Below are 22,795 nucleotides of genomic sequence, written 5' to 3' on the forward strand. Positions count from 1 at the left end.
CCACCACTGTCTCATTCCGACCACCTCGAACGCGGCAGGCGACCCGCCGCAGTGTCGCGAAGTCAGCTTCCGCGGGCGATCCACTCCTCGAGGTGTGGTGCCTCGTCGCCGATGCGGGTTCCGTCACCGTGGCCGGTGTTGACGCGGGTCTCGACAGGAAGCGCGAAGAGCCGATCACGGATGGACCCGATGATGGTCGGGAAATCCGAGTACGACCGTCCGGTGGCACCCGGACCGCCGGAGAAGAGGGTGTCGCCGCTGAACAACTCCCCCGCCTCGGGCAGGTACAGGCACGTCGATCCCGGTGAATGCCCGGGGGTGTGCAGTGCCAGGATGTCGGTTCCGGCCACGGTGATGCGCTGACCGTCTTCGAGGGTCGAGTGCCCGACGCCCGGGTGCGTCTGTTCCCACAGCATATCGTCGGCTGGATGCAGCAGAATCGGCGCGTCGAGTGTGTCCGAGAGTTCGGGTGCCACGGTCACGTGGTCGTTGTGACCGTGGGTGCAGATGACGGCCTTGACGGTCCGGCCTGCGACCGCGTCGACGATCGGGGCCGCGGTATGTGCTGCGTCGACGATCACGACCTCGTCGTCGTCACCGATCAGCCAGATGTTGTTGTCGACGTCCCAGGTACCACCGTCGAGGCTGAACGTGCCCGAGGTGACGACATTCTGGACGCGGAACTGCCCGCTCACAGGACCACCACCGAACGCAGGACAGTGCCCTGATGCATCTTCTCGAAGGCGGCTTCGACGTCGTCGATGGTGATGCGCTCGGTGACGAACTTCTCGAGCGGCAGACGGCCCTGCTGGTACAGATCCACCAACTGCGGGAAGTCTCGCTCGGGCAGGCAGTCTCCGTACCAGGAGGATTTGAGCGATCCGCCGCGTGAGAAGAAGTCGATCAGCGGCATCTCGAGGGTCATCTCGGGTGTCGGTACGCCGACTAGCACCACGGTTCCGGCGAGGTCGCGTGCGTAGAACGCCTGCTTCCAGGTCTCCGGGCGACCGACGGCGTCGATGACCACGTCGGCACCGAACCCGCCGGTCAGCTCCTGCACGGCCTCCACTGCGTCCACCACCGAGGAGTCGACGGTGTGGGTGGCTCCGAGGCCGAGTGCCCATTCGAGCTTGCCCGGGTCACGGTCGACCGCGATGATCGTCGATGCGCCGGCCAGGCGTGCTCCGGCGATCGCGGCATCGCCGACGCCGCCGCAGCCGATCACGGCCACCGAATCTCCGCGCGAGACGTTGCCGGTGTTCATTGCCGCGCCCAGCCCGGCCATCACTCCACAGCCGAGCAGTCCGACGACGGCGGGATCGGCGTCTGCGGCGACCTTGGTGCACTGGCCCTCGTGCACCAGGGTCTTCTCGGCGAATGCGCCGATGCCCAGAGCCGGTGTCAGCTCGGTGCCGTCCTCGAGGGTCATCTTCTGGGCGGCGTTGTGGGTGTCGAAGCAGTACCACGGGGTGCCGCGCTTGCAGGCTCGACATTCCCCGCACACGGCGCGCCAGTTCAGTACGACGAAGTCTCCGACCTCGACGTGCTCGACGCGGTCGCCGATGGTCTCGACGATTCCGGCTGCCTCGTGTCCGAGCAGGAACGGGAACTCGTCGTTGATGCCGCCTTCGCGATAGTGCAGGTCGGTGTGGCACACCCCGCAGGCCTGGATCTTCACGACGACCTCGTTGGGCCCGGGATCGGGGATGGTGATCGTCTCGATGGAGACGGGCTCGCCCTTGCTCTTGGCGACGACGGCGCGGACCTGCTGCGGCATGTGTTCCTCCACTGTAAATCGGGTGTTTCGTGCTGTGTTCAGCCTCGCACAACGCATCAGCACGTGGCGACATCTGCATGGGTTCGACGCACCGAATCGTGGAGTTCACAAGGTTGTGACCGGGTGGGCACGCAGTCTTTGCGTGCGAGCGGTACCTATGACGAATGTCTGAACCCATGGAGTACGACCTGGTGGTCATCGGCTCCGGCCCCGGTGGCCAGAAGGCGGCCATTGCGGCTGCGAAGCTCGGCAAGCGGGTGGCGATCGTGGAGAAGGGCCACATGCTCGGCGGGGTCTGCGTCAACACCGGCACCATTCCGTCCAAGACGCTGCGCGAGGCCGTTCTGTATCTCACGGGCATGAATCAACGTGAGCTGTACGGGGCGAGCTACCGGGTGAAGGCCGACATCACTCCGGCCGATCTGCTGGCCCGAACGCAGCACGTGATCGGCAAGGAGATCGAGGTGGTGCGTTCGCAACTGCTCCGCAACCGCATCGAGTTGATCACCGGTGTCGGCAAGTTCCTCGACGCGCACACCATCGTGATCGAGGACGAGATGCGGGGCGAACGCATCACCGTCAAGGCCGCCAACGTGGTGATCGCCACCGGCACCGCTCCCGCCCGTCCGGCCGACATCGCGTTCGACGACTATCGAGTACTCGACTCGGACGGAATCCTCAACCTCGAGTTCATTCCGGCGTCGATGGTCGTGGTCGGGGCCGGTGTCATCGGAATCGAGTACGCGTCGATGTTCGCTGCTCTGGGAACGAAGGTCACCGTCGTCGAGAAGCGCGATTCGATGCTCGACTTCTGCGATCGCGAGATCATCGAGTCGTTGCAATTTCACCTCCGCGATCTCGCGGTGACCTTCCGCTTCGGGGAGGCGGTGACCGCGGTCGACGTCGGCCCGAACGGAACGGTGACGACGCTTGCCAGCGGCAAGAGGATCCCGGCGGAGACGGTGATGTACTCGGCCGGCCGCCAGGGTCTGACGACGGCGCTCGAACTCGAGAACGCCGGTCTCGAGGCCGACGCGCGCGGTCGCATCTTCGTCGACGAGCATTTCCAGACCAAGGTCGATCACATCTACGCGGTCGGCGATGTCATCGGGTTTCCGGCGTTGGCCGCGACGTCGATGGATCAGGGCCGGTTGGCGGCTTACCACGCGTTCGGCGAGTCGAGCGCCAAGCTGACCGACGTGCAGCCCATCGGTATCTACTCCATTCCCGAGGTCTCGTACGTCGGAGCCACGGAGGTCGACCTGACGAAGGGATCGATCCCCTACGAGGTCGGGGTGTCGAGGTACCGCGAACTCGCTCGGGGTCAGATCGCCGGTGACTCGTACGGGATGTTGAAGTTGCTCGTCTCCACCGAGGACCGGTCGATACTCGGCGTTCACATCTTCGGGTCGGGTGCGACGGATCTGGTGCACATCGGGCAGGCGGTGATGGGGTGCGGCGGCACCGTCGACTACCTCGTCGATGCCGTGTTCAACTACCCGACGCTGTCCGAGGCATACAAGGTCGCAGCCCTCGATGTCACCAACAAGATCCGTGCGCTGGCCAACTTCGACCGCTGACCGGACGGCAGGTCGAACGACTGTCGGGGAATGAACGGCGGGCGGCCGGTTGTTCTTCTCGAGTAGTGATTCGCCACGTTCGACGTCGGCGCGTACACGGCGCGAGCCGAGGGTCGGCGTATTCTGGCTCGAATCTCGCGTCGAGGTACCGACGAGTCGATCCGAAAGGGGCCAGGCCATGACCGAACAGTCGAAGATGTACGAGCTGGAGTTTCCGGCACCACAAATCTTCTCCAACGACGGCGTCGGACCCGTCCTCGTGCACGGCCTGGAGGGCTTCTCCGACGCAGGTCACGCGGTGAAGTTGGCCACGACTCATCTGCGCGAGAGCCTGGAATCGGAGCTGGTCGCGTCGTTCGATGTGGACGAGTTGATCGACTACCGGTCCCGTCGGCCGACGATGACGTTCAAGTCCGATCATTTCTCGGACTACGACGCTCCCGAACTGAACCTCTATGCCGTCAAGGATCGAACCGGCACCCCGTTCCTGTTGCTGGCCGGTATGGAACCGGATCTGCGGTGGGAGAAGTTCACCACCGCTGTGCGCCTGCTCGCCGAACAGCTCGGCGTCCGTAGGACCATCGGTCTCGGCTCGATCCCGATGGCCATTCCGCACACCCGGCCACTCGGTGTGACGGCCCACGCCAGCGACAAGGATCTGGTCAAGGAAGGCAACAGCTGGGCAGGTGACCTGCAGGTGCCAGGCAGCGCCTCGTCCCTGCTCGAGCTTCGGATGGCGCAGCACGGTCACGAGTCGATGGGCTTCTCGGTGCACGTCCCGCACTACCTCGCCCAGACGGACTACCCCGGTGCAGCCGAAACGCTGCTCGAGAACGTCGGCGAGGCCGCCGAGTTGGATCTGCCCCTGGCGGCGTTGGGTGAAGCCGCGGCGCGGGTTCGGGAGCAGGTGAACGAGCACATCACCGGAAACGAAGAGGTCCAGTCGGTGGTGCAGGCACTCGAGCGCCAGTACGACACCTACGTTGCCGCGCAGGAACAGCAGTCGACGCTGTTGGCCAGTGACGAGCCGCTGCCGAGCGGCGACGAGCTCGGGGCCGAGTTCGAGCGCTTCCTCGCCGAGCAGGCCGGTCTCGACGAGGGAGACGGCACCACCGAGCAGTAACAGTGTGAGTGGTCACAGAAGATGATCGCTCGGGCGGGCATATCGGACAGCCCGGGCCGATCGAAACATACCTGTAACCGCAAATACGCTCGATGTTCTGCCCCGAGCGTCATCTCGTGCAAGAGTCGTAGCAACACGTACTCCGGTACGTACGTCTACACACTCGTGCACGGCGTCGCCGTACTGTGCCGCCGCGCGCGGTGCACCAGGGAATTTCAGGAGGCGCAGATGAGCACCAATCCGCGCAGTCGCAAGCTCCGCCCGGTTCCCGACGAAGAACCACGGCTGATCTTCCGGACCATTCACGGATACCGGCGGGCATTCCGGATGGCCGGTGAAGGTCCGGTGTTGCTGTTGATCCACGGGATCGGCGACAACTCCGAGACGTGGAACGAGGTCATCCCGCACCTCGCGAAGAACTACACCGTCATCGCGCCGGATCTGCTCGGGCACGGTCGCTCGGACAAGCCGCGTGCGGACTACTCCGTCGCCGCGTACGCAAACGGCATGCGTGACCTGCTCTCGGTGCTGGGTATCGAACACGTCACCGTCGTCGGTCACTCACTGGGCGGCGGCGTCGCCATGCAGTTCGCTTACCAGTTCCCGGGCATGGTCGACAGGTTGGCTCTCGTGTCCTCCGGTGGCGTCACCAAGGACGTACATCCCATTCTTCGACTGGCGTCCATGCCGTTTCTCAGCGAAGCGGTCAAACTGCTCCGCCTGCCCGGCGCGATCCCCGCGGTCAAATTGGCGGGTGGCCTGCTGAGCAAACTGCACAGCTCTCCCCTGCGCCCCGGGTCGCTTCTGCACGACACTCCGGATCTGATCCGAGTGCTGAGCGAGCTCCCGGCTCCGACGACGTACGAGGCGTATCTGCGGACCTTGCGCGCCGTCGTCGACTGGCGCGGCCAGGTGGTCACGATGCTGGACCGGTGTTATCTGACCGAGAACCTGCCGGTTCTGCTCGTCTGGGGTGACCAGGACTCGGTGATTCCGGTCAGCCATGCTCGCCTCGCTCACTCGGCCATGCCCGGTTCCACGTTGGAGGTGTTCGAGAATTCCGGACACTTCCCGTTCCGAGACGATCCGATGCGCTTCCTGCAGGTCGTGGAGGACTTCATCGATTCCACACCGTCGTTGACGTTCGACGAGGTGCGGTGGCGCAACCTGCTCATCACCGGTGTCGGCGAGGACATGATCACCGGCAGCGCGAGTACGCGCCTCGCGGTGCTCGGAGCCATGGGCTCGGACGAACGCAGCGCCACCTGACGCGTCGACTCGGCCACGGACGCTCGGTGTCGATGCGGGTCCGGCAGTCGATCCCACATAGCCTGTAGGGGTGCTTCTCACCGAACTGATTCCCGATGCCGCCGCCGCTCGGTCCGACGGCGTGGATCCGGACGTCCTGTTCGACACCTTCACCACTTGGACTGCCGATCGCGGCCTGACCCTGTATCCCGCACAGGAGGAAGCTCTCATCGAGCTGGTCTCCGGCTCCAACGTCATCCTCGCGACGCCGACCGGATCGGGTAAGTCGATGGTGGCCATCGGAGCCCATTACGCGGCGATGGCCGCAGGCATTCGCAGCTTCTACACCGCGCCGATCAAGGCACTCGTCAGCGAGAAGTTCTTCGCCCTGTGCGAGATCTTCGGTGCCCAGAACGTCGGCATGATGACCGGCGACGCGTCGGTCAATTCCGGTGCACCGATCATCTGCGCCACCGCCGAGATCGTCGCGAACCTCGCCCTGCGTCAGGGTGCCGGCTCAGATATCGGCCAGGTGATCATGGACGAGTTCCACTACTACTCCGAGCCCGATCGAGGGTGGGCCTGGCAGGTGCCGTTGATCGAGCTGCCGCACGCGCAATTCCTGTTGATGTCTGCGACGCTGGGCGACGTCTCGTTCTTCCGGGACGATCTGACCCGACGTACCGGACGCACGACCACCGTCGTCTCGGGCACCGAACGGCCGGTTCCGCTGATGTTCTCGTACGTCACCACTCCGATCAGCGAGACCATCGAAGAACTGGTGGAAACGCATCTTGCGCCGGTGTACGTCGTGCATTTCACGCAGGCCGCGGCACTCGAACGAGCCCAGGCGCTGATGAGCGTCAACGTCGCGTCCAAGCAGGAGAAGGCCGAGATAGCCGAGGCCATCGGGGCCTTCCGCTTCACCACCGGTTTCGGGAAGACCCTGTCGAGGCTGGTTCGGCACGGCATCGGGGTGCACCACGCCGGCATGCTTCCCAAGTATCGACGGCTGGTCGAGAAGTTGGCGCAGGACGGCCTGCTCAAGGTGATCTGTGGAACGGACACGTTGGGGGTGGGAATCAACGTCCCCATTCGTACCGTGTTGTTCACCGGCCTGACCAAGTACGACGGCATTCGAACTCGCAAGCTCCGGGCCCGCGAGTTCCATCAGATCGCGGGCCGCGCGGGACGCGCCGGTTACGACACCCTCGGCACCGTTGTGGTCGAGGCCCCCGAACACGACATCGAGAACGCGCGTCTGGTAGCAAAGGCAGGCGACGATCCGAAGAAGCTCAAGCGCGTGCAGCGCAAGAAGGCACCCGACGGTTTCGTCTCGTGGGGCGAGCCGACGTTCGAGCGGATCATTGCCGCAAGCCCGGAGCCGCTCACGTCCCGATTCTCGGTGAGCAACGCCATGCTGCTCAATGTCATTGCCCGGCCGGGTAATTGCTTTCATGCCATGCGCCACCTGCTCGAGGACAATCACGAGACCCGGCCCGCTCAGCGCAAGCACATTCTGCGGGCACTCTCGCTCTACCGCGGTCTGGTCGATGCGGGCATCGTCGAGCAACTCGACGAGCCGGATCCCGACGGTCGACATGCTCGACTGACGGTGGACCTGCAACCGGATTTCGCGCTCAATCAGCCGCTGTCGACGTTCGCGGTCGCGTCCTTCGATCTGCTCGACGCCGAATCGCCGACCCATGCACTCGATGTGGTGTCGATCATCGAATCGACCCTCGACGATCCGCGTCAGATCCTGATGGCACAGCAACACGCCGCGCGCGGCGAAGCGGTGTCGCAGATGAAGGCCGACGGCATCGAGTACGACGAGCGAATGGAGCTGCTCGAGGAGGTCACGTGGCCGAAACCTCTTGCAGAGCTGCTCGTTCCGGCGTTCGAGATCTATCGGGGCACCCACCCGTGGCTCTCCGAGGTCGGCCTGTCACCCAAGTCCGTGGTGCGCGACATGGTCGAGCGCGCGATGACGTTCGCAGAATTGATCAGCCACTACGGTTTGATGCGGTCCGAGGGACTCGTCCTGCGTTATCTCGCCGACGCCTATCGCACACTGCGCCAGACGGTTCCGCCGGAGTCTCGAACCGAAGAGGTACAGGACATCACCGAGTGGCTGGGCGAGCTCGTCCGGCAGGTGGATTCGAGCCTGCTCGACGAGTGGGAGAACCTGACCGACCCCGGTGCCGAGCCGGAAGCGCTCGTGGAGGCGTACGGATCCGATGTGCCACGTCCGATCTCGGCCAACCCGCGGGCCTTCCGAATTCTCGCGCGCAACGCGATCTTCCGCCGCGTGGACCTAGCGGCGCGCCGACAGTGGAATACGCTCGACGAACTCGACGACGGCCCGGACTGGGAGACGGAACTGGAACCGTTCTTCGCCGAGTACGGCTCGATCGGGACCGGCCCATCGGCCCGCGGCCCCGCGTTGTTCACCCTGAACGTCGGTGCGGAAACCACGACGGTGCGTCAGGTGTTGGAGGACCCCGACGGGGACCACGGCTGGTCGCTCGACGCCGTCGTCGATGTGCCGGAGTCCGACGCGGCAGGCGAGATCGTGTTCGACGAGATCGTGATCACGCCCGGCTGAGGCCACCTGCGTTGCCGGCGCGAACCTCGGCGGCGAGAAGACTTGCCAGCGCACTGTATTCGGCCGAGCGCGCACTCGTGGATCGGTGCACGAGACCGATGGTGCGGCCTGGAGCAGGGTGCGCGAACTCTGCGGTGGACAAGCCCGCACGAGCGACCTCGACATCGACGGCACTGCGCGGCAGCAACGTCAGGCCGAGCCCTCCGGCAACGCACTGCACCACCGTGGTCAACGACGTCGCCCGCGTATCGCTCGCATCGGGCGCGATGTCGACCGAGCGGCACAGGTCCAGGGTCTGCTCGCGCAGACAGTGCCCCTCGTCGAGCAGGAGCAGAGGCAGGCCCCGGAGGTCGGTGACCGTCAGATCCCGACGCCCCGCGAGGGCGTGCTCGGCAGGGAGCGCGAGCACGAAATCCTCTGTGTACATGGGTACTTCGATCAAGCCCGGATCAGCGAAGGGCAGCGCGAGAACGGCGACGTCGAGTGCACCGGAACGGAGTGCGTCGAGCAGTCGGGCGGTGTGATCTTCCACTATCTTCGGCACGAGATCGGGGTACTCGGCGCGCACGGCCGGGAGCATTGCCGGAAGCACGTACGGCGCCACGGTGGGAATGATTCCGAGCCGGATACCACCGGTCAAACGACCGCCCAATCCTGCTGCGGTAGCAACCAATCCGTCCACGGCCTCGAGTGCTGCAGTGGCACGACCGAGCAACTGACTGCCGGCCGACGTCAGCAACACCCTGCGGGTGCTGCGCTCGACCAGCTGCACCCCCAGCCCCTGCTCGAGCGCAGCCAGGGCCTGCGACAGAGACGGCTGGCTGATGTTCGATTGTGTTGCTGCAGTGCCGAAATGGCGATGTCGCGCGATCGCTACGAAGGCTCGCAGATGCGACAGGGTCGGCTGATAGCTTCGATCGGTCACGCCTATGAGTGTAGTGCCACTCATCACGTTTACCTTTCACAACATTTTTGGCACACTCGTACCGGTCGGCCGGGCTCGCACGGCTGCAGTCACGCCACCGACCCCAACTGCTCACATACGGAACCGACGCGATCATTCGACACGAGGAGACCACATGGCACTGTTGACAATTGGCGACCAGTTCCCTTCATACAACCTGACCGCCGTCATCGGCGGAGACCTGTCCAAGGTGAACGCCCAGCAGCCCGACGACTACTTCACCACCGTCACCAGTGACGATCACGCAGGCAAGTGGCGCATCGTCTTCTTCTGGCCCAAGGACTTCACGTTCGTCTGCCCCACCGAGATCGCCGCGTTCGGCAAGCTGAACGAGGAGTTCGAGGACCGCGATGCACAGGTTCTCGGTGCGTCGGTCGACAACGAGTTCGTCCACTTCCAGTGGCGAGCACAGCACGACGAGCTCAAGACGCTTCCCTTCCCCATGCTGTCGGACCTCAAGCGCGAATTGGCTTCTGCCACCGGCGTTCTCAACGCCGACGGCGTTGCCGACCGTGCCACGTTCATCGTCGACCCCAACAACGAGATCCAGTTCGTATCGGTCACGGCAGGCTCGGTGGGCCGCAACGTGGACGAGGTCCTGCGAGTTCTCGACGCCCTGCAGTCCGACGAGCTGTGTGCCTGCAACTGGAAGAAGGGTGATCCCACCATCGACGCGGGCGAACTGCTGACGGCGAGCGTCTGACATGACGATCGACAACCTCAAGAACGCCGTCCCCGAGTACGCCAAGGACCTCAAGCTCAATCTCGGTTCCATCGCCCGGTCCACGGTGCTCAGTGAGCAGCAGCTGTGGGGCACCCTGCTGTCGGTGGCCGCAGCGTCGAAGTCCGCAACGACGCTGAAGGAGATCGCCGAGGACGCTGCCGATTCACTGTCGGCCGAGGCGTACAACGCGGCACTCGGTGCCGCGTCGATCATGGGCATGAACAACGTCTTCTACCGAACCAAGGGATACCTGGACGGTAAGTACGACGATCTGCGCGCCGGCCTGCGCATGAACATCATCGGCAACCCCGGCGTGGACAAGGCCGACTTCGAGCTGTGGTCGCTCGCGGTGTCGGCCGTCAACGGGTGCAACCACTGCCTGGAGGCACACGAGAAGACTCTGCGTGCCGAGGGCGTCGACCGCGAGACGATCTTCGAGGCCATCCGCGCCGCGTCGATCGTCGCGGGTGTTGCGCAGGCGATCGAAGCAGGCCGAATCCTCGACGGTGCCTCCGTCTGAGCTTCGACTCGATCTGTTCACCGAACGAGGGATCCGCGGCCGCGGGTCCCTCGTTCGGCGTTTGGTAGCGTCCGAGCATGGCTACCGACGTGTCCGTCGTCCGAGTGTTCACCGATGCCGACGGTAGGTTCGGCAACCCCCTCGGCATCGTGGCCGAAGGCGATGTCGAGGAGGCGGACAGGCAGCAGTTCGCCACCGAGCTCGGCTTCAGCGAGACGGTGTTCGTCGATCGAACCGAGTCCGGTACGGCGTCGGCCACCATCTACACCCCCGCCGTGGAGCTGCCCTTCGCCGGGCATCCCACTGTCGGACTCTCGTGGTGGCTGCGCGAGCAGGGACATCCGGTCGGTGTGCTCACCGTCCCCGCCGCACCGTTGAACATCCGCTACGACGGCGAGTACACCTGGGTTCGCGCCCGCGCCGATTGGACTCCGCAGTTCACCTTCCATCAGGTCAACGATGCGGCCGAGGTGGCGGCAGCAGACCCGAGTGCGTACGACAGTGGGCACCATTACGTCTGGGCCTGGACCGACGAAGAGCACGGCGCACTGCGCTCGCGCATGTTCGCCCCGATGATGGGTATCGCCGAGGACGAGGCGACCGGTGCTGCCGCCGTCCGGCTGACCGGCGAACTCGGTCGGAGTCTGAACATCGTGCAGGGAGCCGGATCTCGGTTGCACACCACCTTCGACGACGGCTGGGTGGAACTGGGCGGACGCACCGCGGCGGACGCGTCGATCAGCGTGTGACGGGTACGTCCACTTCGATTTCCTCGCCCAGACGAACTCCGTCGGCGAGCGGGAGCCGGTCGCCGCTCCAGAACTTGCCGGGGTCGAACCAGTTGGCCTTCTTGTTGCCGGTGAGCAGACCCATCGCGTCGTAGGTCATGGCTACCACCTCGGCGCAGTAGGCGGTTTCGAGGGCGGCTCCCTCGCGTCGGCTGCGACGCAGTGTGGGGACTCGGCCCCGGAACCATCGTCCGGCGAGCGCCGCAGTGGTCGGAAAGGCCGTTCCGTCCATGCGGGCGATGGTGCGCAGCAGGGCGTCTTCCTGCGCTGTCGTCACGGACGGAGTGGAGCCTGCGGAACGACCCAGGTATCCGTCCAATTGTCGCAACCAACAACGCTGTTCGTACTTCGTGGCCCATTGGGTGACGGCCGCACGCAGATCGTGCAGCTGAACGCCGCGTTGAAAATTTCCGCTCCACATGTCCTGCAACGACTTTCCCAGTTCGGCGTGCCACATCAGCGGCGGCAGGTCGTCGATCACGACGGCCATTCCGACGTGATTGACGGGACTGTTGGTCAGTGCCTGGATAGCGCGATCGGCGTTCGACTGTCCGCGGAAGATCCAGATGTCGCCCGTTCTGGTGGCCTCGACTGCGGTATCGAGGCTGATTCGCGACGGATTCATGGTCCACACCCTAGATCTCGTGACGGTACGGTGGCCGGATGAACGTGTGGAAGGCCCTCGGTCTCGCCGGGATGGTCGGTGTCGCGGCCACCGGGGCGTTGGTGGTCCGTTCCGAACGCAAGCGTCGTTCGTATGCGCCCGAGGAAGTGCGTGATCAGCTGCACCGGCGTTTCGCCGCCATCTCCGACGAGCCGCAGCCGGCAGCTGCTCCCCCGCTCTCGCGCGGCAAGCAGCTGCTGAGCAGGCTCCGGTTCAGCCGAGCGCGCTGAGGATTCGCGCGGCCAGCTCTTCGATCTCGGCGTTCGTCATGACGAATGCCGGCGAGATCTGCATCGCACCCTGACCGGCCGCGCGGCTGGAAACGCCGTGCGCTCGAAGCGTCTTGACGAAGGGCAATGCCTCGGCCGGGTCGGCGAGCTGCACGGCGGCAACCGCACCGATTCCGCTGCGGATCTCCGACACCCGCTCGTGTGCGGCCAGTGGCGCGAGGTGGGTGTGCAACGCCGCCTCGATGCGCTTCGAGTGTGACAGCAGTTCCTCGCGCTCGATGATGTCGAGGTTGGCCATCGCCGCCGCGGCCGCACCGGCATGGCCACCGTAGGTGTACCCGTGCCGCCACCACACGCCGCCCGCGAAGAACGGTTCGGCGATCGTCGGGGCGATGAACACAGCACCCATCGGTACGTATCCGGACGTCAGGCCCTTGGCGGTCGTCATCAGGTCCGGTTCGAGCTCGAATCGGGTGGAGGCGAACCAGCTGCCGCCGATCCGGCCGAATCCGGTGACGACCTCGTCCGCGACGAACAGTACGTCGTTGTCGCGGCAGATCTGCCGCACCTCGCGCAGGTAGCCCTCCGGTGGGAGGTAGATTCCGCCTGCACCGATGACGGGCTCGCAGAAGAATGCGGCCACGTTCTCGGCACCGACCTCCTCGATCAGCGCCAGCAGAGACTTCGCGTCGTCCCACGCCACCGTTCGGGCGTCGGACATGAGCTCGCCGTAGTGCTCCTTGTTCACCGGAATGCCGGCGAGCGCGGTGCCCGCGACGTGCATCCCGTGGTAGGCCTTCTGCCGACCGACGATCAGTTTCTTGCTCGGTCGACCCATTTCCACCCAGTAGCGCCGCGCGAGTTTCGCGGCGGTATCGATGGAGTCCGAGCCACCCGAGGTGAAGAAGATCTTGCTGCCCGGTACCGGGGCGATCGCGGCGAGACGATCGGCGAGCGCGAGTGTGGTCTCGGGTACGAAGTCACCGAAGTTCGAGTAGTGGGCGATCGAGCTCAACTGCGTCGCAACGGCGTCGGCGATCTCACGACGGCCGTGGCCGACATTGGTGAACCACAGGCCCGCGGTCGCGTCGAGGTACTCGGTGCCCGCGTGGTCGTAGATGTAGGCACCTTCACCGCGAGAGACGACGAACGGGCCGCCGGCCGTGACGGCACCCATATCGGCGAATCCGTGCCAGAGCGCGGAAGAGTGTGTGGTTCCGGTGGCAGAAGACATGCGGTACACAGTAGTCACGTGGATCCGGCCGAGCCCGATCCGTACCTCCACCGTCCGGCGATCCGCCCGAGTGCACCGACCGCAAGAGCCATCAGCGCGAAGGCGACGGTGAGAACCAGCAAGCCGATCACGAGCGCGAGGTAGCCCTGGACCCGTGGGTCGAGAAACGGGTAGGGATACCAATCGACAACGGGCCCACGGACGAGAGTGTAGATCCCGTAGAGAAGCGGAAACAGCAGCCATGTCAGGCTGCGCGATTCCGAGATCTGCCGTCGCGGTGGTGTGAGGATCCAGTCGATCAGCAGGACGACGGGCATGATGCGATGCACCACGTTGTTCGTCCACGGATCCGCCACGCCCACATCGATGTTCGCCAGCAGTACTGCGTAGATGATTCCGGTGATGACCATGTACAGGGTGACGGCACCACGGATGAGCTGCCAGTGTGCTGCCCGTGGATCGATGACACCCCCAACCGTCAACACCAGCACCGTCAGCACGTTGCTCATGACGGTGAAGTAGCTGAAATAGTTGGCCAACGAGAACGTCGGGGACGCGAGACCGTCCACGACGATCGAGATCAGTGCCGAGGCAGTGAGCACTGCGAACAGCACGCGCAACGTCCTGATCGGTACGGGAGTGCGCGCTGGGCCGATCACATCCTGCGAGATGCTCATGCGGCGATCCTGGCACAGTCACGGCCTGCATTCGGCGGCACTGCCGATACGGATATCCTGGTCCGAGTATGTCTACCTCGAATCCGTCCGTTCAGCGTCGCGCTCTCGCCACACGTCTGGCCCAGGTCACCATCCGCGACGAGAACCGGCTGCGGCGACGACTGGACAAGGCTCGCACCGACGACGCATTCGCCGCTCTCGACCGCGACATCGCCCGCGCCGAAACCGTGGTCGCCAATCGCCGAGCTGCGGTCCCCACCCTCGAATTTCCCGAGTCACTTCCGGTCAGTCTTCGCAAGGACGACATCGCAGCGGCCATCGCCGAGCACCAGGTGGTCATCGTCGCCGGCGAGACCGGATCCGGCAAGACCACTCAGATTCCCAAGATCTGCCTCGAACTGGGGCGCGGGATCCGGGGCTCGATCGGTCACACGCAGCCCCGTCGGCTCGCCGCGCGTACCGTGGCCGAGCGCATCGCCGAGGAGGTGGGCGAACCACTGGGTGAATCCATCGGCTACAAGGTGAGATTCACCGACCAGTCCTCGGATTCGACCCTCGTCAAGCTGATGACCGACGGCATCCTGCTGGCGGAGATCCAGCGAGACAGACTGCTCCGTCAGTACGACACCCTGATCATCGACGAGGCCCACGAGCGCAGCCTCAACATCGACTTCATCCTGGGCTACCTCGCGCAGCTTCTCCCCCGCAGACCCGACCTGAAGATCGTCATCACCTCGGCGACGATCGATCCCGAACGGTTCGCTCAGCACTTCGCACGGGACGGCGTGCCCGCGCCGATCATCGAGGTCTCCGGCCGCACGTTCCCGGTCGAAATGCGCTATCGACCACTGACTGTCGACGCCGGAGACACGACGATCGACCTCGACCCCGTCGACGCGACCTGCCAGGCCGTCGACGAGCTGATGGCCGAGGGCGACGGCGACATTCTTGTATTTCTGTCGGGGGAACGCGAGATTCGCGACACCGCCGATGCGTTGAACGACCGCAATCTGCGCAACACCGAGATCGTTCCGCTGTACGCGAGACTCTCTGCGGCCGAGCAGCATCGAGTGTTCTCACCGCACTCGGGCAGGCGCGTGGTGCTCTCGACGAACGTTGCGGAGACGTCGCTGACGGTCCCCGGCATCCGCTACGTGGTGGACCCGGGTACGGCCCGAATCTCGCGATACTCGTTGCGAACCAAGGTTCAGCGGCTCCCCATCGAGCCGATCTCCCAGGCATCGGCGCGGCAGCGGGCCGGCCGCTGTGGCCGCGTTGCCGACGGCATCTGCATCCGGTTGTATTCCGAAGAGGATTTCGAGTCGCGTCCGCAGTTCACCGAGCCGGAGATTCTGCGTACCAACCTGGCGTCGGTGATCCTGCAGATGACCGCACTCGGGCTGGGCAAGATCGATGCGTTCCCGTTCGTCGAACCGCCCGATCCGCGCAGCATCAGGGACGGCATCGGACTGCTCGAGGAACTCGGGGCGCTCAAACCTGCCACCAAGGACGGCACCGCGGAGCTCACCCCCATCGGCCGTGAACTCTCGGCACTACCGGTCGATCCTCGGATGGCGCGGATGCTCGTCGAGGCCAACGGCAACGGCTCTCTGCGCGACGCGTTGGTGGTCGTGGCCGCCTTGTCGATTCAGGACGTTCGGGAGCGGCCGGCCGAGCATCAGCAAGCGGCGGACGAGAAGCATGCGCGTTTCGCGGTGGAGAACTCCGACTTCCTCGCGTACGTGAAGCTCTGGACCTATCTGCGCGAACAGCGGAACGAATTGTCCTCCAACCAGTTCCGACGCATGTGCCGCACCGAGTTCCTGCACTATCTACGGATTCGCGAGTGGCAGGATCTGCACGGCCAGCTGCGTCAGATCACCCGCGGGCTCGGGTGGACGGTGCCCGACGCCGACTCCACCGAGACCGCACTGCATCAGTCGCTACTGTCCGGGTTGCTCTCGCACGTCGGCCTCAGGGAGGGCGACAAGCGCGAGTTCCTCGGCGCGCGCGGAGCTCACTTCGCCATCTTCCCCGGGTCGGGTCTGTTCAAGAAGCCCCCGCGCTGGGTCATGGCCGCCGAACTGGTCGAGACCGGACGCCTGTGGGGCCGGATGGCTGCTCGCATCGAGCCAGAGTGGGCCGAGCGGTTGGCACCGCACCTGGTCAAGCGGACGTACTCGGAACCGCACTGGTCCATCAAGCGGGAATCGGCGATGGCCTACGAACGGGTGACGCTGTACGGCATTCCGTTGGTGACGCAACGTCCGGTGAACTACCACCGCATCGACGCCGAGGCGTCCCGAGAGCTGTTCATCAGACATGCGCTGGTGGAGGGTGAATGGAAGACCCAGCACGCGTTCTTCCACAAGAACCGGGCTCTGCTCGACGACGTGGGTGAACTCGAACATCGCGCACGGCGACGAGACATCGTGGTCGACGACGATGCTCTCTTCGACTTCTACGACGCACGCATCGCCCCGGAGGCGGTGTCGGCGAGGCACTTCGACACCTGGTGGAAGAAGGCCCGCAGACAGGACCCGCACCTACTCGACTTCACCACCGACACCGTCGTCAACTCCGACGCGGCCTCGGTACTGACCGGGGCGTATCCCGACGCATGGCGACAGGGCGAGATCCAGTTCCCCCTGACGTATCAGTTCGAGCCGGGTACCGCTGCCGACGGAGTCACCGCTCGTATTCCGATCGCGCTGCTCGCTCAGGTACAGCCGGTGGGCTTCGACTGGCTGGTCCCGGGGATGCGCGGCGAATTGGTGACCGCTCTGATCAAGACACTGCCGAAGGCACTGCGCCGCAACGTCGTCCCGGCTCCCGACTTCGCGGCCGCGGCGTTGGCGGTCATGAAGCCGCGCGCGGAAACTCTGGTGACGGCCTTGGCACGTGAGCTGTCTCGGGCTGCGCAGTGCCACATCACGGCGAAGGACTTCGATGTTGCGGCACTGCCCGAGCACCTGAGGATGACGTTCGCGGCCGTCGACCCGTCCGGAAAGGTGTTGGGCAGCAACAAGGATCTGACCGTTCTGCGCACCGAACTGTCCGGGGAGGTCGGTCGCCAGGTGGCGAGTGCGGTGGGTGACGCGGAACGCGCGCCCTCGCTGGCCTGGACTTCGGGCACGCTCGGCCGGTTGGAGTCGACGGTCACCAGAGAAGTGGCCGGACAGAAGGTCACCGGCTACCCGGCGTTGGTACCCGAGGGACCGGGCGTCGCGGTGCGGGTCCTCAGCACCCCCGCCGAGGCGCGGGCCGCGATGCGGTCGGGAACCCGAGCCCTGCTGCTGTCGACGGTACCGAAGGGAACCAAGGCATTGCTGGCCGGACTACCGACCGCCGAACGCCTTGCCCTGGGCCAGAATCCGTACGGCGGAGTCGATGCGCTCCTCGAAGAATGCCGGGCTCTGGCGGTCGAGGAAGCGATGGATGCGCACGGTGGACCGGTACGCGATCCCGAGGCCTTCGACAAGCTCAGGGCACTCGTCGACGCGGAGGTTCCGCAGCGTACCGCCGCGGTGCTGGCCCTGGTTCGCCCGGTGTTGACCGCTGCCCTGGCACTGTCCGCGCAACTGCACTCCTCCTCGGGTGAGCCGGCGGACGATGTTCGGGAACAGCTCGACGGCTTGATCTTTCGCGGGTTCGTCACCGAGTTCGGTTCTCGCAGATTGGCGGACCTGCCGCGCTATCTGGCCGCTGCGACGAAGCGGTTGGCGACGCTGCCGAGCAGTGCAGGCCGGGACGCGGCGGCGATGGACGTACTCGATCGGGTGTACGCCTCGTACGGACGACTGTTGGATTCGCTTCCGGAAAGCAGAAAGAACAGTTCCGGGGTACAGGAGCTGTTCTGGATGATCGAGGAACTGCGCGTCGGACTGTTCGCCCAGGGCATTCGCACGGCGTATCCGGTATCGGAGAAGCGCATCGAGAAGGCGATCTCGGACCAGAGTCGTTGACGGGCGGGACTGTCAGTCGATGTCGGCGGACTCGCGGTGCTTGCGCAGTTCGTGGATTTCCTTCTCGAAGTCCTCGGCCGAGCTGAACGAGCGGTAGACGGAAGCGAAGCGCAGGTAAGCCACTTCGTCCAGATCGCGGAGCGGACCGAGTATGGCCAACCCCACTTCGTTGCTGGGGATCTCCGCGGATCCCGCTGCACGGATGGCGTCCTCGACCTGCTGTGCCAGCAGGTTCAGCGCGTCGTTGTCGACATCTCTGCCCTGGCAGGCACGTCGGACTCCCTTGACGACTTTCTCGCGGCTGAACGGCTCGGTGACGCCGCTGCGCTTCACGACTGCGAGCACGGCAGCCTCGACAGTCGTGAATCGACGACCGCACTCAGGGCAGGAGCGACGCCGCCGGATTGCTTGCCCCTCGTCCATCTCACGCGAGTCGACCACGCGTGAGTCGGGATGCCTGCAGAACGGGCAATGCATGAGGGATCCTCCGTCGTAGCCGATGCTCCGACGACGAGCACGCACATCGGGGCAGTCTGTCGAGGATACTCAGTCTTCTCGAACCCGACGGGGCCGGTGGTCATCTGCCGGGCGTGTACTCGACGACAGCTCCGTCGTGCACCTCGACCACACCCGCCGGTTGCGCGCCGGCCTCGGGGGCAACGGCCCGCAGGTTCGCAATGCCGATCAGTCCGCCCGCGACGACCAGGACCGCCAACATCCACAACATCAGCGATCGAATCCGAACAGGCTGGCTCGCGAAGTGCGCCGAGGTCGCGTCGAACTCGCGATCGGCCACCTCGCGATCGGTGACGTCGGTCCACGACGGGTCCAGGACGGGCAGGCACGGGCCCGGTTGCGTGGCGAGCCCGTGCAACACCGGACGCGCCCGGCGACGACGCTCGACGACAGTGGATCGGGCACGGACACCGGCGGCGGTGGGGCGATCGGTGATGATGGTCATCGGAACCTCGTCTTCGCTCGTTGGATCGATTGTTCGATCAGGCGTTCGATGGACGCTTGTTCGAAGTTCTATCACGAGCCTCCGACAATGTCTGCAGAAAACGCGACACGAGTCGAACAGATGTTTGATTCAACAGCTGATACACGCTAGATTCGTGTCAGAAACCACACGCCACACGAGTCGACACCATCAACTCCAGTCCGCGCAGACCTACCCCGCAGACCGGATCCAGGACACCAGCAGGAGGCCGACAGCATGAAGGACGAGACCTCGACGAGGTCGACCACGCGTTCCACGACGACCGGTTCCAAGACGACCGGAGCCAGGGCCACCGCACCGAAGGCCGCAGCGGGCAAGCCGGCCGCGGAACCGACATCCAAGGCCATGGAAGTCGGCACCGACATCAGTGCGGGTCTGACCGAGCGGCAGCGGAAGGTACTCGAGGTCATTCGCGCTTCGGTCACCGAGCGCGGTTACCCACCGAGCATTCGGGAGATCGGTGACGCGGTCGGTCTGACGTCGACCTCGTCCGTCGCTCACCAACTCCGCACCCTCGAGCGCAAGGGCTTCCTCCGGCGCGACGCCAACCGCCCCCGCGCCGTCGATGTCCGCGGTCTCGACGAGGTGCAGGCCGATCAGGCTGCCGCGGCGGTCGACGGATCGCAGGCATCGGAGGATCAGGATCGATTGCCGACCCCGACGTTCGTGCCGGTGCTGGGCCGGATCGCTGCAGGCGGCCCGATTCTGGCCGAGGAGGCCGTCGAGGACGTGTTCCCGCTCCCCCGCGAGCTGGTCGGTCAGGGTTCGCTGTTCCTGCTCAAGGTGGTCGGTGAATCGATGATCGACGCGGCCATCTGCGACGGCGACTGGGTGGTGGTTCGTCAGCAGTCCGTGGCGGACAACGGTGACATCGTCGCTGCGATGATCGACGGGGAGGCCACCGTCAAGACGTTCAAGCGGTCCAAGGGCGAGGTGTGGCTGCTGCCGCACAATCCGCTGTTCGAGCCGATTCCGGGCAACAACGCCGCGATCCTCGGCAAGGTCGTCACCGTGATGCGCAAGCTGTAGGGATCGTCACCGTAGTGACATGCGAAGGGCCGCAGCACATGTGCTGCGGCCCTTCGCATTCCTCGGATCAGCGGATCACAGATTCAATCCGCGGCCGATGATCTCCTTCATGATCTCGGTGGTGCCGCCGTAGATAGTCTGCACACGGGAGTCCATGTACGCCTTGGCGATCGGGTATTCCTTCATGTAGCCGTAGCCACCGTGCAGCTGCAGACACCTGTCGATCAGTTTGACCTGATTCTCGGTGGTCCACCACTTCGCCATCGCGGCTTCCTGGACGGTCAACTTGTCTGCGTTGAGCAGTTCGATGAACTTGTCCACCATGATGCGGGTGGCGGTGGTTTCGGTGGCCAACTCCGCCAACACGAAGCGCGTGTTCTGGAACTTGCCGATCGACTTTCCGAACGCCTTGCGGTCACGGCAGTACTGAATGGTCATGTCCAGCGCCGATTCCATCGCCGCGGCAGCGACGACGGCGATGGAGAGCCGCTCCTGGGGCAAGTTCTGCATCAGGTAGATGAAGCCCATGCCCTCGTCGCCGAGCAGGTTGGCGGCGGGCACGCGAACGTCGGTGAAGCTGAGTTCGGCGGTGTCCTGGGCCTTCATGCCGATCTTGTCCAGGTTGCGGCCTCGCTCGAATCCGGGCATGTCGCGTTCGACGACCAGCAGGCTGAAGCCCTGTGCGCCCTTCTCGGGGTCGGTGCAGGCCACGACGATCACCAGATCGGCATTGATTCCGTTGGTGATGAACGTCTTCGAGCCGTTGAGCACCCAGTCGTCACCGTCACGTACGGCCTTGGTCTTGATGCCCTGCAGGTCGCTTCCGGTGCCCGGCTCGGTCATCGCGATCGCCGTGATCAGTTCGCCGGAGCAGAATCCGGGGAGCCAGCGCTGCTTCTGCTCGTCGTTCGCAAGATCGATCAGGTACGGCGCGACGACATCGTTGTGCAGGGTGAACCCGATACCGCTGTACCCGCCGCGGGTGGTTTCCTCGGTGACGATGGCGTTGTAGCGAAAGTCCTTGACTCCGCCGCCGCCGAACTCCTCGGGCGCTGCCGTTCCGAGGAAGCCCTGCTTACCGGCCTCGACCCAGACGCCGCGATCGACGATGTTCTGCTCTTCCCACTTCGCGTGGTTCGGCGCTACATGCTGATCGAGAAATTTCCGGTACGACTCCCGGAACAGCTCGTGCTCGGGCTCGAAAAGTGTGCGTTCCACGAATGTCTCCTTGTTCGGTGCATACCGGCAGCGACCACGCGAAATCTCTACGGATCTCGGTCGCCGGTACGACTGACGTCACAGGGAAACACTACGTCCGCGGTGTCGGGTCGGTCGATGACCAAAACGCGCGCGATCCGTGACCGACCTCGCTAACGACCTCGTGTGCCTGCACTCCTCGCGAGCGCCGAGACGATCGGGTAGCCGAGAAGGATGCCCACCGAACCCCAGGCGATACCGCCGAGCTCGACCGATCCGACGGACAGTGTCAGATCACCGATTCCGGCGACGAGCGCCGCAGCGACGACCGTGAGATTGACCGGATCGGTGAAGTCGACCTTCGCGTCGGTCCAGATGCGTACGCCGAGCAGCCCGATGAGTCCGTACAGCACCAGGGTTGCGCCGCCGATGACCCCGTCGGGCGCGGTGAAGATCAGTGCACCGAACTTGGGCGAGAACGCGAGCACCATCGCGGTGATCGACGCGACCCAGTACGCGGCGGTCGAGTAGACGCGAGTGGCGGCCATGACGCCGATGTTCTCTGCGTAGGTAGTGGTTCCCGAACCGCCGCCGGCTCCCGCGAGTGTCGTCGCCAGCCCGTCGGCGATCAATGCGTCACCGGCCACGTCGTCGAGGTTCTTGCCGGTCATCGCGGCGACGGCTTTGACGTGCCCCACGTTCTCGGCGACGAGGACGATCACCACGGGCAGCGCCACGAGGATCACCGACAGCTCGAAGGACGGACCACGAAACTCGGGCAGACCGATCCAGCTCGCCGCGCTCAGTGCGTCGAGACGCGCTTGCGCGATTCCCCCCGTGACGGCGGCGAACACCCAACCCACGACGACACCGAGCAGAATTCCGAGTCGCCCGATCAAACCGGGTCCGAGAGCCGTCGCCAACAGAATCGCGATCAGGGTGACGGCTGCGATCAGCGGCTGTGCCTCGAACGACGTGGTGGCGGCCGGTGCCAGGTTCAGCCCGATCAGCACGACGACGGCACCGGTCACGACGGGCGGCATGGCCGCGTCGAGTACCCGTTGGCCCGCGAACTTCACCACGAGGCCGACGGCTGCCAATACGACGCCGACACACAGAACCGCTCCGAGTTGGGCGGCGGGTCCGTTCGCTTGGGTGGCACCGAGCGGGGCCAGGAAAGCGAAGGACGAACCCAGATAGCTGGGAACACGCCCTCGGGTGATGACGAGAAACAGCGCCGTTCCTATGCCCGAGAACAGCAGCGTCGTCGAGACCGGAAATCCGGTGATCGTCGGAACCAGCAGTGTCGCACCGAACATCGCGACGACGTGCTGCATTCCGATACCGATGGTGCGTGGCCACGTCAATCGTTCGTCGGGCGAGACCACCGCCCCGGCTTCGACGGTCTTTCCGTTTCCGTGCAGCGTCCAACCCAGAGTTCTCATGATGGAAGGCAACACTATTGGA

The 22,795-nt window shown here is 64.9% G+C and carries 20 protein-coding genes; 10 read left to right on the forward strand and 10 right to left on the reverse strand.

The window, feature by feature from the left end:
* Positions 1–62: 62 nt before the first annotated feature.
* The gene (locus AYK61_RS05040; RefSeq protein ID WP_121870036.1) at positions 63–695 is read right to left on the reverse strand and encodes an MBL fold metallo-hydrolase; all 633 of its coding nucleotides are present in this window, start codon (positions 693–695) and stop codon (positions 63–65) included.
* Positions 692–1,777, reverse strand: a complete 1,086-nt coding sequence (locus AYK61_RS05045; RefSeq protein WP_068050661.1) for an S-(hydroxymethyl)mycothiol dehydrogenase — start codon at positions 1,775–1,777, stop codon at positions 692–694. Before AYK61_RS05045 ends, AYK61_RS05040 begins: the two co-directional genes overlap by 4 nt.
* A 164-nt stretch (positions 1,778–1,941) precedes the next feature.
* Between AYK61_RS05045 and sthA the strand changes: the two genes are divergently transcribed.
* The 4 genes from sthA to AYK61_RS05065 all read left to right on the forward strand — a co-directional run bounded on the left by sthA (position 1,942) and on the right by AYK61_RS05065 (position 8,336).
* Positions 1,942–3,357, forward strand: a complete 1,416-nt coding sequence (gene sthA, locus AYK61_RS05050; protein ID WP_121870037.1) for a Si-specific NAD(P)(+) transhydrogenase — start codon at positions 1,942–1,944, stop codon at positions 3,355–3,357.
* A 178-nt stretch (positions 3,358–3,535) separates the two neighbouring features.
* Positions 3,536–4,480: a proteasome assembly chaperone family protein gene (locus AYK61_RS05055; protein ID WP_121870038.1), complete on the forward strand. Its 945-nt coding sequence runs from the start codon at positions 3,536–3,538 to the stop codon at positions 4,478–4,480.
* Positions 4,481–4,708: 228 nt separating this feature from the next.
* On the forward strand, positions 4,709–5,749 hold the full coding sequence (locus AYK61_RS05060) for an alpha/beta fold hydrolase (RefSeq protein WP_094615355.1): 1,041 nt from the start codon (positions 4,709–4,711) through the stop codon (positions 5,747–5,749).
* Between the two features lie 70 nt (positions 5,750–5,819).
* The gene (locus AYK61_RS05065; protein ID WP_121870039.1) at positions 5,820–8,336 is read left to right on the forward strand and encodes an RNA helicase; all 2,517 of its coding nucleotides are present in this window, start codon (positions 5,820–5,822) and stop codon (positions 8,334–8,336) included.
* Here AYK61_RS05065 and AYK61_RS05070 read toward each other — a convergent pair.
* On the reverse strand, positions 8,323–9,261 hold the full coding sequence (locus tag AYK61_RS05070) for a hydrogen peroxide-inducible genes activator (RefSeq protein WP_121870040.1): 939 nt from the start codon (positions 9,259–9,261) through the stop codon (positions 8,323–8,325). The genes AYK61_RS05065 and AYK61_RS05070 overlap by 14 nt on opposite strands.
* Before the next feature lie 154 nt (positions 9,262–9,415).
* Here AYK61_RS05070 and AYK61_RS05075 point away from each other — a divergent pair, with 154 nt between their 5' ends.
* The 3 genes from AYK61_RS05075 to AYK61_RS05085 all read left to right on the forward strand — a co-directional run bounded on the left by AYK61_RS05075 (position 9,416) and on the right by AYK61_RS05085 (position 11,293).
* The gene (locus AYK61_RS05075; RefSeq protein WP_121870041.1) at positions 9,416–10,003 is read left to right on the forward strand and encodes a peroxiredoxin; all 588 of its coding nucleotides are present in this window, start codon (positions 9,416–9,418) and stop codon (positions 10,001–10,003) included.
* A 1-nt stretch (position 10,004) separates the two neighbouring features.
* Positions 10,005–10,544, forward strand: coding sequence for a carboxymuconolactone decarboxylase family protein (locus tag AYK61_RS05080; RefSeq protein WP_121870042.1), 540 nt, complete (start codon positions 10,005–10,007; stop codon positions 10,542–10,544).
* Between the two features lie 77 nt (positions 10,545–10,621).
* Positions 10,622–11,293 (forward strand): PhzF family phenazine biosynthesis protein, encoded by a 672-nt coding sequence (locus AYK61_RS05085; RefSeq protein ID WP_121870043.1) that lies wholly within the window; start codon positions 10,622–10,624, stop codon positions 11,291–11,293.
* Here AYK61_RS05085 and AYK61_RS05090 read toward each other — a convergent pair.
* Complete coding sequence (locus tag AYK61_RS05090) at positions 11,283–11,957, reverse strand: hypothetical protein (RefSeq protein ID WP_121870044.1); 675 nt, start codon at positions 11,955–11,957, stop codon at positions 11,283–11,285. The two genes, AYK61_RS05085 and AYK61_RS05090, sit on opposite strands and share 11 nt — an antisense overlap.
* A gap of 38 nt (positions 11,958–11,995) precedes the next feature.
* On the opposite strand from AYK61_RS05090, the gene AYK61_RS05095 reads away from it, so the two are divergent.
* Positions 11,996–12,226: a hypothetical protein gene (locus AYK61_RS05095; protein ID WP_121870045.1), complete on the forward strand. Its 231-nt coding sequence runs from the start codon at positions 11,996–11,998 to the stop codon at positions 12,224–12,226.
* On the opposite strand, the gene AYK61_RS05100 is transcribed toward AYK61_RS05095, so the two are convergent.
* Both AYK61_RS05100 and AYK61_RS05105 read right to left on the reverse strand, forming a co-directional pair.
* Positions 12,210–13,460: an aspartate aminotransferase family protein gene (locus tag AYK61_RS05100; protein ID WP_121872452.1), complete on the reverse strand. Its 1,251-nt coding sequence runs from the start codon at positions 13,458–13,460 to the stop codon at positions 12,210–12,212. The two genes, AYK61_RS05095 and AYK61_RS05100, sit on opposite strands and share 17 nt — an antisense overlap.
* A gap of 14 nt (positions 13,461–13,474) precedes the next feature.
* Positions 13,475–14,137 carry a Pr6Pr family membrane protein gene (locus AYK61_RS05105; protein ID WP_121870046.1) on the reverse strand — a complete coding sequence of 221 codons (663 nt, stop codon included), beginning with the start codon at positions 14,135–14,137 and terminating at the stop codon, positions 13,475–13,477.
* Positions 14,138–14,205: 68 nt separating this feature from the next.
* Here AYK61_RS05105 and hrpA point away from each other — a divergent pair, with 68 nt between their 5' ends.
* Positions 14,206–18,102: an ATP-dependent RNA helicase HrpA gene (hrpA, locus tag AYK61_RS05110; RefSeq protein ID WP_121870047.1), complete on the forward strand. Its 3,897-nt coding sequence runs from the start codon at positions 14,206–14,208 to the stop codon at positions 18,100–18,102.
* Positions 18,103–18,114: 12 nt separating this feature from the next.
* Here hrpA and nrdR read toward each other — a convergent pair whose 3' ends face one another.
* On the reverse strand, positions 18,115–18,579 hold the full coding sequence (gene nrdR / locus AYK61_RS05115) for a transcriptional regulator NrdR (RefSeq protein WP_008716872.1): 465 nt from the start codon (positions 18,577–18,579) through the stop codon (positions 18,115–18,117).
* Between the two features lie 100 nt (positions 18,580–18,679).
* Entirely contained in the window at positions 18,680–19,063 is a 384-nt protein-coding gene (locus AYK61_RS05120) for a hypothetical protein (RefSeq protein WP_121870048.1), read from the reverse strand.
* 384 nt (positions 19,064–19,447) lie between these two features.
* Here AYK61_RS05120 and lexA point away from each other — a divergent pair, with 384 nt between their 5' ends.
* Complete coding sequence (lexA, locus tag AYK61_RS05125) at positions 19,448–20,131, forward strand: transcriptional repressor LexA (protein WP_094615357.1); 684 nt, start codon at positions 19,448–19,450, stop codon at positions 20,129–20,131.
* Between the two features lie 75 nt (positions 20,132–20,206).
* Here the strand turns inward: lexA and AYK61_RS05130 are convergent, their stop codons facing one another.
* Both AYK61_RS05130 and AYK61_RS05135 read right to left on the reverse strand, forming a co-directional pair.
* The gene (locus tag AYK61_RS05130; protein ID WP_121870049.1) at positions 20,207–21,349 is read right to left on the reverse strand and encodes an acyl-CoA dehydrogenase family protein; all 1,143 of its coding nucleotides are present in this window, start codon (positions 21,347–21,349) and stop codon (positions 20,207–20,209) included.
* A gap of 152 nt (positions 21,350–21,501) precedes the next feature.
* The gene (locus AYK61_RS05135) at positions 21,502–22,773 is read right to left on the reverse strand and encodes a uracil-xanthine permease family protein (protein ID WP_183130162.1); all 1,272 of its coding nucleotides are present in this window, start codon (positions 22,771–22,773) and stop codon (positions 21,502–21,504) included.
* Positions 22,774–22,795 lie beyond the last annotated feature (22 nt).

Origin of the sequence: Rhodococcus sp. SBT000017 (assembly GCF_003688915.1) — a bacterium.
Classification (GTDB): Bacteria; Actinomycetota; Actinomycetes; order Mycobacteriales; family Mycobacteriaceae; genus Rhodococcoides.